General features: G+C 56.5%; 13 protein-coding genes. 5 read left to right on the forward strand and 8 right to left on the reverse strand.

Going from position 1 to position 14,304, the window contains the following annotated elements; genetic code table 11:
* Window positions 1-28: 28 nt before the first annotated feature.
* From M2119_RS06980 to M2119_RS07000, 5 genes are all read right to left on the reverse strand, one after another.
* Window positions 29-1,798, reverse strand: coding sequence for a peptidoglycan D,D-transpeptidase FtsI family protein (locus tag M2119_RS06980; protein WP_280804214.1), 1,770 nt, complete (start codon window positions 1,796-1,798; stop codon window positions 29-31).
* Window positions 1,799-1,844: 46 nt separating this feature from the next.
* Window positions 1,845-2,576, reverse strand: a complete 732-nt coding sequence (locus tag M2119_RS06985; RefSeq protein ID WP_280804215.1) for a hypothetical protein — start codon at window positions 2,574-2,576, stop codon at window positions 1,845-1,847.
* Window positions 2,573-3,526, reverse strand: a complete 954-nt coding sequence (rsmH, locus tag M2119_RS06990; RefSeq protein WP_280804216.1) for a 16S rRNA (cytosine(1402)-N(4))-methyltransferase RsmH — start codon at window positions 3,524-3,526, stop codon at window positions 2,573-2,575. The genes M2119_RS06985 and rsmH overlap by 4 nt, the downstream gene beginning before the upstream one ends.
* 102 nt (window positions 3,527-3,628) lie before the next feature.
* Window positions 3,629-4,060, reverse strand: a complete 432-nt coding sequence (gene mraZ / locus M2119_RS06995) for a division/cell wall cluster transcriptional repressor MraZ (protein ID WP_280804474.1) — start codon at window positions 4,058-4,060, stop codon at window positions 3,629-3,631.
* A gap of 231 nt (window positions 4,061-4,291) precedes the next feature.
* The gene (locus M2119_RS07000) at window positions 4,292-4,657 is read right to left on the reverse strand and encodes a DUF3040 domain-containing protein (protein ID WP_280804217.1); all 366 of its coding nucleotides are present in this window, start codon (window positions 4,655-4,657) and stop codon (window positions 4,292-4,294) included.
* A gap of 78 nt (window positions 4,658-4,735) precedes the next feature.
* Between M2119_RS07000 and M2119_RS07005 the strand changes: the two genes are divergently transcribed.
* Window positions 4,736-5,815, forward strand: a complete 1,080-nt coding sequence (locus tag M2119_RS07005) for a polyprenyl synthetase family protein (RefSeq protein WP_280804218.1) — start codon at window positions 4,736-4,738, stop codon at window positions 5,813-5,815.
* Between the two features lie 6 nt (window positions 5,816-5,821).
* Here the strand turns inward: M2119_RS07005 and M2119_RS07010 are convergent, their stop codons facing one another.
* Window positions 5,822-6,166, reverse strand: a complete 345-nt coding sequence (locus M2119_RS07010; RefSeq protein ID WP_348520944.1) for an Rv2175c family DNA-binding protein — start codon at window positions 6,164-6,166, stop codon at window positions 5,822-5,824.
* A gap of 134 nt (window positions 6,167-6,300) precedes the next feature.
* Here M2119_RS07010 and M2119_RS07015 point away from each other — a divergent pair, with 134 nt between their 5' ends.
* Window positions 6,301-6,912: a LysM peptidoglycan-binding domain-containing protein gene (locus M2119_RS07015; protein ID WP_280804219.1), complete on the forward strand. Its 612-nt coding sequence runs from the start codon at window positions 6,301-6,303 to the stop codon at window positions 6,910-6,912.
* 73 nt (window positions 6,913-6,985) lie between these two features.
* Window positions 6,986-8,896, forward strand: a complete 1,911-nt coding sequence (gene pknB, locus M2119_RS07020; protein ID WP_280804220.1) for a Stk1 family PASTA domain-containing Ser/Thr kinase — start codon at window positions 6,986-6,988, stop codon at window positions 8,894-8,896.
* Between the two features lie 51 nt (window positions 8,897-8,947).
* On the opposite strand, the gene leuS is transcribed toward pknB, so the two are convergent.
* Together leuS and M2119_RS07030 are read right to left on the reverse strand one after the other, a co-directional pair.
* Window positions 8,948-11,479, reverse strand: a complete 2,532-nt coding sequence (gene leuS, locus M2119_RS07025; RefSeq protein ID WP_432418518.1) for a leucine--tRNA ligase — start codon at window positions 11,477-11,479, stop codon at window positions 8,948-8,950.
* A complete protein-coding gene (locus tag M2119_RS07030) occupies window positions 11,472-12,833 on the reverse strand; it encodes an anthranilate synthase component I family protein (RefSeq protein WP_280804222.1) in 1,362 nt (453 codons plus the stop codon). The genes leuS and M2119_RS07030 overlap by 8 nt, the downstream gene beginning before the upstream one ends.
* Window positions 12,834-12,850: 17 nt before the next feature.
* On the opposite strand from M2119_RS07030, the gene M2119_RS07035 reads away from it, so the two are divergent.
* Together M2119_RS07035 and M2119_RS07040 are read left to right on the forward strand one after the other, a co-directional pair.
* Window positions 12,851-13,618 (forward strand): aminotransferase class IV, encoded by a 768-nt coding sequence (locus M2119_RS07035; RefSeq protein WP_280804223.1) that lies wholly within the window; start codon window positions 12,851-12,853, stop codon window positions 13,616-13,618.
* Window positions 13,618-14,301: a DedA family protein gene (locus tag M2119_RS07040; RefSeq protein ID WP_280804224.1), complete on the forward strand. Its 684-nt coding sequence runs from the start codon at window positions 13,618-13,620 to the stop codon at window positions 14,299-14,301. Before M2119_RS07035 ends, M2119_RS07040 begins: the two co-directional genes overlap by 1 nt.
* Window positions 14,302-14,304: the final 3 nt, after the last annotated feature.

The raw sequence follows: 14,304 nt of genomic DNA on the forward strand, positions 1-14,304 counted from the left end.
TTCTGCTCAAGTCTAGGCCGGCAGGAGATTAGAACCGGATAGGCAACACGGGTGCTTCACCCTGTGAAGGCTTGATTCTGTAACGCTTAATGACTTGCTGCTCGATGGCCTTGAACACGGGCGGACAAACGGCATAGGTCGCGGTTGTTTTCGGTTCAGCAATAATCACGGAAATGATGTATTGGGGATCATCTGCGGGGATCATGCCCATGTTGGAGACAACGTATTCAGCCTTGTAGCCGCCCTCACCGTTGGGTTGCTGGGCGGTACCTGTCTTCATGGCCACGCGGTAACCAGGGACAGTGACTTCCTTGGTGATCCAGCCCTGGGTCACAAAGTTTTCCATCATGTCGACCGTGGTTCGAGCACTTGTGGGGGAAATGACTTGAGTGGCTTCGGGAACTTCGGGCTTGACTACCGTCCCATCAGCCATGGTGCAGCTTTCCACCAGCGTGGCCGGAATGAGCTTGCCGTTGTTGGCGATGGCTTGATAGGCGTTGGACATTTGAATAGCTGTCGTGGCCACACCCTGACCAAAAGTTACGTTGTAGTACGTCTGGTTATCCCACTGGTCCCAGGGATACAAGATGCCAGATGACTCAGCGGGGTAGCCCGATGCCGTGGTGGAGGTGAGGCCGTATTTGACCATGTAGTCGTAACGCTTTTCGGCAGCGAGTGTTTCACCCAGCTGAGCCATCCCCACGTTGGAGGACTGTTCAATAACTCCGGTCAAAGTGAGGGGCAACGTGGCATGTTCCTTCGCATCGGTGAGTTCAGCACCGTTGGGGAACTTCATGTAATAGGGGTCCCAGACTTGGGTCTCTGGCGTTGCAACTCCGGCATCGATGAGCATAGAAGCGGTGATGGGCTTCATGGTCGAACCTGGTTCGAACGGGTTCATGAAGGCGCGGGAACCGCGGTTCTCATCCGAGGTGGCATCTACGTTGTTGGGATCCAGTGAGGGGTAGTCGGCAACAGCTAGGAGCTTGCCCGTTTTTGCTTCCTGCACAACGGCCATCCCCCACTCCGCAGAGAACTTATCAACCTGCTTGGCTAACGTCTGCTGCACAAACCATTGAAGATCGGAGTCAATTGTGAGCTTGAGGGTTCCACCGTCTTGTGCTTTCACACTCGTGACGGTGCTCCCAGGAATGCGCACACCGTCGGCCCCGCGCTGGTACATTTCTTCACCGTTGATGCCGGAGACACACGCGTCCCAACCAACTTCCAGTCCTGCCTGTGCTGCACCGTCTGATCCCACAAAACCGATGAGGTTACCGGCAACAGCACCATTGGGGTATGTGCGGCCCGGCGCTTGTTCATAGAACAGCCAAGGAATCTCGAGGGCGTTGAGGGCACGGAAGGTATCAACATCCACTGCCTTCTTGATGTACGCGAAGTCAGATTTTGGGTTCTCCGCTAGGGCATCAGCAATCACCTTGAGAATTTCTTCAGGCTTTTGCCCCGTTAACGTTCCAATTTCCACCGCAGCTTGCTGCGGGGTGACGGTCACTTCAGAGCGATCTGTCTGACGAAGAAAGTCTTTCGCGTTCTTGGGCGAGACCGTGACGTTGTAGCGCATAACGCTATCGGCCAGAACGTTGCCGTCCTTATCTGTTATTTCTCCCCGCTTGGAATATACCGTGGCGGGAATAGAACGTTTATCGACCGAGTCTTGTGTCAGCGCCGCAGCTCGAATGACTTGAATATCCACCAGTCGAACAACAAAAAGTCCCACGAGAGCAACCACCACTGCCATCACCAGAACGGTGCGGAATTTGATGGGATTCTTCTTCACTCGTAATCCTTAGCCTGCGTACACTCGACGAAAATTCCCGGCGGAATTAGCGCGTTGCTACGCCGGGGAGACCGTTGGTCAACGCTACTGGCCCTGCAGGAATAGCGGCAGCAGGCGCGCTGGCGGGTGCACCTGTTTCAGCTACAGGTGCTGCCTTCGCTGCTTCCTCAGCTGCCTTCTTTGCGGCGGCTGCTTTTGCTTCAGATTCCTTTTTTGTAACCAAGGAAACACCGGTAAGGAGCGAGTTAGGGACGGCGCCTTCGGCCCCTGCAATCACTCCTGCATTAGCGGATGCTGGCTCAGGAGTTCCCAATACAGCCCCATCGGACAGGCGCAGATACACCGGAGTGCTGTTGTTGACCATGCCGAGCGCTTCCGCGTTGGCGGCTAAGTTCTGTGGCGAAGCCAGGCGATCCAGGTCTTGATTCATGGTTTGGTAGGTGCGACCTAGTTCCTTGTTGGACTGCTGGAGTCCTGCAATTTCATAAGCACCGGATGCGACTGCTACCGAGAGAAGGAGGTTCGCGATGATGATGCCGAAAACGACAGCGACCGTCACGATTGCGTAAAAGACGCGTGGACGTGCCTTCCGTTGTGCTCGGGTCGCGACAACTTGGATAGAAGGACGCCACTCTGCGACCTTGTTCAGTGAAGTACGCGCCTTGAGGGCCAGGTTGCCTTGGACGGTGGGGGCCGAACTTCCACGCTGAGATGCAGAACGAGCTGTATGAATACGCTGTGGCCTCACCTGAGGTCGAGTAACGCGAGTGGTGCTCATGCTGCCTCCTTGATTCGTTCTGCGGCACGCAGACGAACGGGTGTTGCTCGGGGGTTACGCTGCTTTTCTTCATCACTGGCCAGTTCGGCACCACGGACGAGAAGTCGAAGTTCAGGTTTGTGCTGTTCCAACTCGACGGGAAGTCCAATCGGCGCCGAAGTGGTTGCAGCCGCCTGGAGGAATCCCTTGACGATGCGGTCCTCGAGTGACTGGTAGCTCATCACGACAATGCGACCGCCGAGGGCGAGTGAGCCCAGTGCGGCTGGGATCGCAGCTTCCAGAACGGAAAGTTCCTGGTTGACTTCAATGCGGAGGGCCTGAAAAACGCGCTTCGCCGGGTGACCTGAGTGCGAGAGCGCTGCAGGGGTTGCCACGGTGAGGATGTGAACCAGCTGTCCAGAGCGAAGAATGGGCTCGAGTTCACGCTGAGCGACAATTGCCTTGGCATAGCGTGCGGAAAGTTTCTCATCTCCGTACTTGTGGAAAATGGTGCGCAGTTCCTGCTCGCTGTAAGTCGCAATGACATCTGCCGCGGTCATTCCCTCGGATTGGTTCATTCTCATGTCCAGAGGTGCATCCTGTGAATACGCGAAGCCACGTTCTGCTCTGTCGAGCTGGAGGGACGAGACTCCCAGGTCGAAGAGGATCCCGTCCACCGAGTTGATACCCAAGCCGTCAAGCGCTTCTGCAATCCCGTCGTAGACAGTGTGGACAAGGTGAACACGGTCGCCGAAACGGGCCAGACGCTCCCCAGCAATTGCCAGAGCATCCGTGTCGCGGTCGAGACCGACCACGGTCAGTTCAGGAAAACGAGTCAGGAACGCTTCGGAGTGCCCCCCCATTCCCAGGGTCGCGTCCACAAGAACAGCACCGGGCTTGTCGAGTGCGGGTGCAAGCAGTTCAACACAGCGCTCGAGCAATACAGGGGTATGGATGTCGTTGAGAGTCATGATCTGAAGTGGACTGGCCCTGAATTCTGATCCCCATCCAGTTCGACCTGCTTCCGGGGAAGTGGAGTCAGGGCGCTCAGGCTGGGAGTCAGAACCAAGGGACTAGAAAAGTCCAGGGATCACCTCCTCCGTGGTGTTGGAGAAGGCAGTTTCGTGTTCGTCCAGGTAGGTGTTCCAGGCTGCGGTGTCCCAGATCTCGACGCGGTTTCCCGCACCAATGACAGTGAGGTCACGGCCCAGCCCCGCGTACTGACGCAGATTGGCAGGCAATGTAATGCGGTTCTGGCTGTCAGGAGTTTCAGCACTTGCCCCCGACAGGAAAACGCGCAAGAAATCACGAGCCGACTTACTGGTGACGGGTGCCTGGCGGATTTTCTCGTGCAGGTCAGAGAACTCGGAGGCGCTGAAGACGTAGAGGCAGTTTTCTTGTCCGCGGGTAACCACGATTCCTTCAGCCAATTCATGGCGGAATTTGGCGGGCAGGATGACGCGACCCTTGTCATCAAGTTTGGGCGAGTGGGTTCCTAGGAACATCTGCGTCACCCCCTTTCACTACCGGCCTTGTGGTGATATCTCCACTTTACTCCACTTCTCACCACAAGTGTTAAAAATACTCCAGAAATTCCCCACGGCGTGTCGAGTTATCCGCTAATTTACAGGGTTTAAGCGGGTGGAGGGAAATGGAGGCACTTGGATAGCATCGGCTCGTTTGTGCGCACAAAAAAACCGCCCCGAAAGGCGGTGAATTAAGGGGGTTCGGAGAGGCTAGAGGCGACCCTCGTCGCGCTCATCCCAGCGCTGTTCCATGCGCTGCATGAAGGAGTTGCCGCGGGAAGCAGATCGGCGAGGTGCCGCTGCTTGCGCAGCTGTTGGAACTCCCGGCTTCGCTGCGACGAGAACCCCCACGAACATCACGGCAAAACCTGCGATGCCAATGAAAATCATCTGCGTCATGACACCGGCGATGAGGCCACCCAGGCCAACCAGGGCAAGCAGGACACCGAGAGTAATTGCGCGGTAGTTGGGACGCGGCATCCCGACAAAGGCAGTGGACGTGACATCTGCATCATTGCCGTACAGGTTTCGCTCCATCTCATCGAGAAGGCGCTGCTCATGCTCAGATAGAGGCATTAGAACTCCTAACTCGTGTGGGGCGAAAACTAGCTCGACATCTCAGTGTACCTTCGTCTGCCTCGATAGGCTAGGCGCATGCGTGACCAAGACCTGTGGGTAGAGCGAGTTAACACTCGTCTCGATCAGTTCATCACTGACCGTGAATCCATTCTGCGGGAAGTCTCCCCTGATTTGGAACCCTTTATCCAGTTTTCCCGGCAGTTTCTCAGCGGGGGAAAACGTTTCCGCGCCCGCTGTGCACTCCTCGGCTATGGCACCCAGCACGACAACACGCCCGATCACGTTATCGACGTGGCGAGTGCCTTGGAAATCTTTCACGCCGCAGCACTTGTGCACGATGACATCATGGACAAGTCCGACACACGTCGCGGCGCACCGTCAGCGCACCGCCGCTTCGAGCGACTCCACCGTGAATCTGGCTGGAGTGGCACCTCTGAAGATTTCGGTACCTCCTCTGCCCTCCTCCTGGGCGATCTCCTTCTGGCGTTTAGCGACGAGCTCTACTCCACAGGTATCGCGATCGAACAGAACAGACCCGCCGTTCGCGCATCGCGAATTGAGTTTGACCGCATGCGCATTGACGTCACAGCGGGGCAATACCTTGACATCGTCGAAGAGCGTGCGTGGCCTGTCATCGACAAACTCGATGCTCTCACCCGCGCCCAGCGTGTGGTGGTCTATAAATCAGCGAAGTACTCGATTGAAGCTCCCCTTGTCATTGGAGCTGCACTGGGAGGGGCAAGCGCCGGTGAGCTCGACGCTCTGCGAGCTGTTGGGCTGCCACTGGGGATTGCATTTCAGCTCAGGGATGACCTCCTCGGCGTTTTCGGCGACCCTGCTATCACGGGGAAGCCAGCAGGCGATGATCTGCGTGAAGGCAAACGCACCATGCTGATTGCTTTGGCGCAGCAGGAACTTCCCAGCTCTGCAATCCGTTTGATGGATGAACTCCTGGGTGACCCTGAACTGGATGCCGCACAGATTTCCACTCTCCAGGCGACGCTGAAAAACACCGGTGCTATCACTCAGCTCGAAGAGATCATCGATGAACAAGTTGCGTTGGCGGACGTCGCCATCGCTCAGGCAGGTTTCTCTGAACTAGCCACAGCTGGTTTGAGACAGCTTGCAAATCTAGTCTCGCAGCGAGCTTCTTAACAAGTTTTAGAGCAGGGCCTGTGCAATACGTCGCACTTCTGCTTTGCGTCCTACCTTGAGAGCATCTACTGGGGAGACTCCGAGACTTTCCTCAGGTGTAATCAGCCAGTCCACGAGGTCATCGCCGTCAAAGCCGCAGTCACGCAAAAGAACAATGGTTCCCTGAAGCTGATGCATGGGTTCACCGTCTTCGATGAAGACCGCAGGAACTTTGAGGACTCCTTCAATGCGGGCAGCGGCGAGAACATTGTCCTCAATTAATCGACGAACGTTGCTGTGAGAGACGCTGAGCACATCCATGAGATCGGGGATGGTGAGCCACTCGGTTACGGAAGGGTTGGTAATAGCCACACCTCAAGCGTGCCACAGGAAAGACCGTGTTGTGAACAGAACGCCTTTTCTTCGACACGCCGGGTTCACTCCACGTTAACCTTCAAGCTGAACTACAGACTTAGCGAATCTTTTAATGGGGAGAGGAGTAGCTCATGGCCGGACAACATTTTCGTTCCACCCACGAAGCTATGACAGCGTCGACCCCTAAAAAAGCCCGCAAAATCAAGAAAGTAGCAGCATTTCCCATCGCTCTTGCGGCTGTCACCAGCATGCTGTTCTCCAGCCAAGCTGCGCATGCAGACCAACCCCAGCGAATTGAAAAGCTCCCCAAAGCGAAAGCTGACAATTCTCCCCGACACGTCGCGGTCAACCACAACTCCACGGCGCCTATCTTGACGGACCGATACACCGTGGCAGAAGGTGACACGTTGCGAAGCATTGCGCAACGTCACGGAGTCTCGTCTGCAGAGCTCCTTGCCGCTAATGGTTTGAGCTGGAAAACAATGATGTTTGCTGGACAGCAACTCAACATTCCTGCCTCCACCAGTGGCACCGAACCTGCAGAAATTGGCGAAAGCATCATTCGCCACTCTGTATCTGCCGGAGAAACTTTGGAAGCCATTGCTCGCAGCTACGGCGTGCAACCTCGTGCCATCATGACGGCCAACGGTCTCGACCGTTCCAGCCGTCTGGTTGTCGGACAGCGTCTTGTCATTCCGGATGCCAGCCTGATGAGTAGCCTGCCCGCCGCCGTGAGTGCATAGAAAAAGACTCTCGAGCCACAAAACTGCGGTGTTTCACAGCGTTTTAGCTCGATAACCTCCATAGACTCGCGTTGTGACTCCTGCTCCTGAAGACCCCATGATTGGTCGTCTTATCGACGGTCGATACCAGGTCAAGTCACGCATTGCTCGCGGCGGCATGGCAACGGTCTATCTGGCCACCGATTTACGGCTGGAACGTCGCGTCGCGGTCAAGATCATGCACGGCCACCTCGCCGATGACAGTGCCTTCAAGGCACGCTTTGTGCAAGAAGCACGTTCGGCCGCTCGCCTGGCACACCCCAACGTGGTCAACGTCTTCGACCAGGGCCAAGATTCCGACATGGCCTACCTCGTCATGGAATACCTGCCCGGTATTACCCTGCGAGATCTGCTCAAGGATTACGGCAAGCTCACCCCCGAACAAACAGTTGACATCATGGATGCCGTCTTGCGTGGCCTCGCAGCTGCACATGAGTCGGGCATTGTTCACCGTGACCTCAAGCCTGAAAACGTGTTATTGGCCGATGACGGACGCATCAAACTCGGTGACTTTGGGCTCGCTCGTGCCACAACCGCCAACACCGCATCTGGACAGGCGCTGCTGGGAACGATTGCTTACCTCTCCCCCGAGCTCTTGACTCGCGGCGTGGCAGATGCACGCAGCGACATCTATGCCATTGGCATCATGATTTACGAAATGCTCACGGGAGAGCAGCCCTTCAAGGGTGAACAGCCCATGCAGGTGGCTTACCAGCACGCCAACGACAAGGTACCGGCGCCTTCGAGTGCAAACCCTGCCGTCCCCACTGAGCTGGATGACATCGTGGCCTGGGCGACGACGCGCTCCCCCGAAGGTCGCCCGGAAAATGCGGGCATTTTGCTGGACAAACTTCTGCAGGCAGAAAAGGGTATTCGAACCGGATCCACCTATTCAGATCTCTCCACACAACAGACCATGATTATGCCCGCAGGAATGCTCGTGGGCTCAGATGATGAAACTGCTGCGTATTCCACCGGTGCGTTGGCAGGTCTCAATCGTAAGATTTCGGTTGATCACCCCGTTGAGGCACTCAAGGAAGTATCTGCCGGACGCAGAACGAAAGGGTTCTGGATCTTTGGACTTACCATCGTTCTTGCACTCCTGGGTGCGACAGCGGGCTGGTTCTTTAGCTCGGGCCCTGGCTCCCTCTCGGTCATTCCTGCCGTTGCAGGTCTTGCCCCTGCCGATGCGCAAGCAGTCATAGAAAAACAAGGCTTCACCACCGAGTTAGCTGAGCAAAACGACTCCACTGTGGCCAAGGGCAAGGTCATCGGCACCGATCCGCCCGAGGGTACTGCTGTGCGCAATGGCTCCACCATTAAAGTGATTGTGTCCGCCGGTCCCAAGATTATTGACACCCCTGCGTTTGCCGGCATGAAGGACACAGACGCTACTGCCAAAGCCAAAGAAGTGGGCTTCGTGGTGAAGGATCCGGTGACACAGTTCTCGGCTGACGTCGCCACCGGCGTGGTCATTTCTGCACTCGGCCCCGATGGTGCCGCACTTCCTGCGCAATATCCTGTGGGTGGAGAAGTTCAGTTTGTGGTCTCCCTCGGCGCGGTTCCCACCGTTGCCGGCATGAGTGCCGCTGATGCGACCAAGACTCTGACAGATGCAGGACTTGTTGTCGGTAGCACGTCGGAGGAATTTAGCGACACAGTGGCCGCTGGCTCTGTCATATCGCTCTCTGTCCCAGAAGGTGTTGTCACTCCTGGCACCAACGTGAGCTTGGTTATCTCCAAGGGCCCTGACCTCGTCCAAGTACCCAACGTGTCCACTGGCAGCATGGACTTCAACGAAGCCATTGCAGCATTACAGGCTGCCGGCTTTAGCTACTCGACTGATGTTGACCCCGGACTCTTTGATCGTCGGACCGTCAAAACTCAAACACCGGCAGCGGGCAAAATGGAGAAGCGCGGCTCCAACGTCTTCATTTCCTTCTAGGGAAACCTCCTCGCAGCTGAGTTACTCACGTGCGAGGAAGTCACGAAAGTCCTACGCCGTAGGCTTGCTGGCGATGCTCACAATCTTGGGTGCTCGCACAATCACGTTCACAATCTCGCGACCTTCGAGTGCGCGTTCCACACCGGCGAGAACGCGGGCCTGTGATTCGAGGTCCGCTTCTGAAATATCAGGAGAAACGTCGAGACGATCACGAACCTTGCCATCGACCTGAACGACACAGGTCACCGACTCCTGCACCAGGAGGGCGGGATCTGCAGCAGGCCACACGGCGTGCGCCACGGCTGGCTGGTGTCCCAGTGCTGCCCACATGTCTTCTGCAGTGTAAGGGGCGTAGAGATCCAACATCATGGCGATTGTTTCCGCTGATTCCCGCACTGCAGGATCAGCTGCGCCCACGCCAGAGTCAATCGCCTTGCGGGTCACGTTCACGTGCTCCATCAAACGTGCCACGAGAACATTGAACTTGAAGCTCTCGATCAATCCGGGCGCTTCAGCCAAGAGGTGGTGAGTTGCCTTGCGCAGCGTCTTGTCTCCGCGAGCAAAGTCAACACCGGGAGCACTCGTCACATCCTGAGCAATACGCCACGCACGGCCCAAGAAGCGGTTGCTGGCTGCAGGGGAAACATCTGCCCAGTCAATGTCGTCCTCAGGAGGACCTGCGAAGGCCATGGTGAGACGAACAGCATCAACACCGTGCTCTTCCAGCTGCTCAGAGAGTTTCACAATGTTGCCCTTGGACTTGCTCATTGCAGAGCCTTCCATCAACACCATGCCCTGATTGAGGAGGTTCGTGAAGGGTTCTTCGAAGTCGATGTGGCCCAGGTCAAAGAGCACCTTCGTAATAAAGCGCGCATAGAGCAGGTGAAGAATGGCGTGAGTCACACCACCGACATACTGGTCAACCGGTGCCCACTTCTTTGCTTCCGCAGGATCAAAAGCCTGAGTATCGTCATTGGGCGAAAGGAAGCGCAAGAAATACCAAGAACTATCCACGAAGGTGTCCATGGTGTCGGGGTCACGGCGCGCAGGAGTGCCATCAAGAGGGTTGGCAACATTGACCCAATCCTCGGCAGCGCCCAGAGGAGACGATCCCTTGGGCTGCAGGTTAAGGCCCTCTGTGGGAGGGAGCACAACAGGAAGTTGGTCCATCGGAACGGGAATTTCCGTGCCATCAGCGGCGTGGATGATCGGGATAGGTGTCCCCCAGTACCGCTGACGAGAGATAAGCCAGTCGCGCAGACGGAAGTTCTTGGCAGCCTGACCGGTGCCGCGGGCTTCGAGTATTTCGATCGCCCGAGCAATCGCATCCTTCTTCGTCAGACCATCGAGTTCACCAGAGTTGATGAGCTTGCCTTCACCGCCGGTGGCGATACCGGTTACCACGGGGTTGTTATCCAGTACGTTGCCGTCCTCATCCACACCCGCGGGCACATCCACAACAATCTTGACGGGCAGGTCGTAGGTGCGAGCGAAGTCAAGGTCACGCTGATCATGGGCAGGGACAGCCATGACCGCTCCGTGGCCGTAGTCTGCCAGGACATAGTCGGCAGCCCAAATAGGAAGACGCTCACCGTTGACGGGGTTGATGGCGTAACGACCCAGGAAAACGCCTGTCTTGGGACGGTCAGTAGCCTGACGCTCAATTTCTGTGGCCTTCTGCACCTCAGTGAGGTAGTCAGCAAAGGCCTTCTGGATTTCTGGATCCACCGTGGTGACCAGCTCAGAGGCGAGGTCAGCATCAGGAGCCACAACCATGAAAGTTGCGCCATGCAAAGTGTCAGGGCGGGTAGTGAACACGGTGACGGGGGTGTCTCGACCTTCGATCACGAAGTCCACATCGGCACCAATGGATCGACCGATCCAGTTGCGCTGCATGGTGAGCACTTTGGAGGGCCACTGACCTTCGAGAGTATCGAGGTCATCAAGCAAACGGTCCGCGTAATCGGTGATGCGGAAGTACCACTGGGTGAGCTTTTTCTTCACCACGATGGCACCCGAGCGCTCAGAGGTGCCATCGGGCATGACCTGCTCGTTGGCTAGAACGGTTTGGTCTACGGGGTCCCAGTTAACCCAGCTGTCCTTGCGGTAGGCAAGTCCCTTCTTGTACATCTCGAGGAACAACCACTGGTTCCACTTGTAGTACTCAGGGTCCGAAGTATGAATGACTCGAGACCAGTCAAAACTGGTGGCGTAGCGACGCATCGAACGCTTCTGCTGGTCGATGTTGTCATACGTCCAGGTGACCGGGTTCAGTCCACGCTTGATCGCCGCGTTCTCAGCAGGAAGTCCGAAGGAGTCCCAGCCGATGGGGTGCAAGACATTGTGGTCACGGTGGCGCCAGTAACGGGCAATCACGTCACCGAGGGCATATGCCTCGGCATGGCCCATGTGAAGATCACCCGACGGGTAGGGGAACATGTCCAGCACATACTTGCGTGGACGTTCATCTGTGGGGTCGTCAGAACGGAATGGCTGGATCTCATCCCAGATCGGTAGCCACTTTTCTTGAATTTCCGCGAAGTTATAGGTCGCGCCCTCGTTCTCAGACATCCTTCTAAGAATACTCGGTTGACTCCACCCCGAGTGCGCGCAGCAAGGGAGCAACCTTGACCCAAGTCTCCTCTAATTCCGCTTGGGGGATAGATCCACTTGTGATTCCACCGCCGGTGCCGATTGAGGCCCCCTGGGAGGTCAATACGATACTGCGAATCACCATGGCTAGATTAGCTGTGCCATCGATACCGAGGTACCCAAAGGCACCGGCATACATCCCACGCGGACCTTGTTCAAGTTTGTGCAAAATGTTCATAGCGCTGATCTTGGGCGCCCCCGTCATAGAACCGGCAGGGAAACACACCTCGATGGCGTCGACAGCGCTGAAACCTGCGGCCAGTTGGGCGGAGACCGTCGAGACGAGCTGGTGGACATTTTCATAGCTTTCGACTTCGAGCAAGGTGTCCACGTGGACGCTTCCTAGCTCGGCCACACGGCCAACGTCATTACGCATGAGATCGACAATCATGAGATTCTCCGCACGTTCTTTGTCGCTGGAGATCAATTCCGCGGCGAGCGCGTCATCGAGAGCTTGGTCGTGGCTTCGCGCCCTGGTGCCCTTGATGGGCTTGGTGGTGAGGTGACCTGATGCATCTACACGAAGGAACACTTCTGGGCTGGAGGACAGCAACGCAACCCCTCCGATGAGAAGCAAACCGCCATGGTGGCTGGGGTTTTCTTGTCGAAGCCTGAGATAGACCTCGAGTGCAGTGAACTCACCTGAAACGTGGACTTCATTGGTCAAACAGAGTTGATACGCATCTCCGGCCGTGATGGCCGCAAGACAGGCGAGCACAAGTTCTTGATATCGAGTGGCCGAGTGACGCCATCTCACACGCTCAGGTGTGACGGCTGAAGCAGGCAGTGGCGTCGGGGGGAGTGCATCTGCCAGCTGTGTTTCAAGATTCCCGAGTTTCCGCGCGCACTCATCGTGACTGCCCAGCAGGATCAGATCACAGGTGCGGAACTCATGATCAAACTCGAGGGCCCAGTCAAGATAGACAAACGCCGCATCAGGAGTAGCGGCTTCAGAGGTGGGAACCCCTGCGGTGTGCGATGCCAGTTCATACCCGAACCAGCCCACCCAGCCGAGCGCAAAACCATCTTCGCGAGCGACAGTGGTATCCACTGCGGAATCGTGCTCGAGTGCAGCACGAAGACGCTCAAAGATCGTGACATCACCGTGCTCAACAGATTCAGTGAGGGGCGCAGTGGAAGGAATTCCGATGTAAGACAGACCATCTGTGGCATAAGGGCCGGCGTCCAACCACACGGCTGCGACCGCTTCCGCGGCGAGCTCGGCATAGACAGCGGCGGGATCTCGCCATTGCGCCAGTCTGGCTCGCTGTAGTTGCCGGGTCACCGTACTAGCCTAGGGCTGTGGATGTCTTACGTTATCGCTGGAACGGCAGTGAGCTCGTTGACATCTCCGGCGCACCCATGATCCCGCTCTATGTGGCTGATTCTTTTCTGTTGCGTGCAGGACAGGTTGCGGGCTTCGCCCGTCATCTGGACCGTTTCGCCACCTCCGCCACAACCCAAGGTCTTGTCCGCCCCGTGGATACTTTCCTTGACGCGGTCACCGTTACTCTGCCGAAAACGGGTGTGTACTTCCCCCGGATTGACCTCACAGAACGCGGCGAGCTGGAACTCTGGGTTCGTCCCGCCCCCGCTCTGAAAGAACACATCGTTCTTGCCACCGCAACGTGTGACCCCCGCACCGAGCCAGCTCTCAAAGGTCCTGACATTCCTGCGCTCACCGAGCTGCGCAAACTCGCGCAGGCCCAGGGTGCTGATGACGCCGTCATAGTGGACGCTCAGGGCAGGGTTATTGATGGCAGCACAACATGTCTGCTGTGGTTTGACGGGGATACAGCTGTGATTCCACCGGCTGAAGCTATTCGCGTAGACAGCGTGACCGTGGCACTCGTTTCTGAACTGTTGAAAGCCGAAGGCACATCCCTCACCGAACGTTGGGCAACACCTCAGGATTTATCCAACAGGGAGATTTATGCTCTGAATGCACTTCACGGAGTCCGCGCTGTCACTCAGTGGAGAGAGGGACCACTGGTCGCACTGAACCCCACCCGGTTTGCTGCTCTGCGTGAAAGTTACGAGTCCCAGTTCGAGAACATATCTGAGGCCTGATGAACGAGATTATTAACACCATTCTGAGCACTGTGGCGTCGATTGACCCCGTGACCAGGACGTTACTTTCTGCCCTGTTCATCATGCTAGAAACATCCTTTCTGGTCGGGTTAATCATTCCCGGAGACACCGTTGTTCTGGTCTCGAGTACCGCCATCACGAACCTGCCGGAATATATTTTCATGGTGGTTATGGTGATTGTGGGCTCCCTCACAGGAGAAACCATCGGATTTTTCGTCGGCAAATACTTCGGTCCTCGAATTCGAAAGAGTTGGCTGGGACGCAAAATCGGTCCCCACCGTTGGGAACAGGCGGAGAACTACATCGACCGTCGTGGTGGGATAGCGGTTTTTCTCAGTCGCTTCCTGCCTATTCTGCATTCGCTTGTGCCGTTGACCGTGGGCATGACCAAGATGACCTACAAGACATTCATCCTGTGGACCGGGGCTGCCTGTATCCTCTGGACCTTTGTATATGTCACCATTGCCGCCGTGCTCAAGGATCAATACCAAGCATTTGCGAGTAAGTATGAGTGGGCGGGGTGGGCATTCATCGGCATCATCGTGACGTTCATTGTGGTGGTCTCTCTGATCAAGAAGCGGATAGAGAAAACCCAAGAGCAGTACATGGACGAGCCCGGCGACAAGGACGCTCGGACTGTCGAAGACCCTCTGGGTTCCTAAAAC

This window comes from Aurantimicrobium minutum (assembly GCF_029894165.1).
GTDB classification, from domain to species: domain Bacteria; phylum Actinomycetota; class Actinomycetes; order Actinomycetales; family Microbacteriaceae; genus Aurantimicrobium; species Aurantimicrobium minutum_A.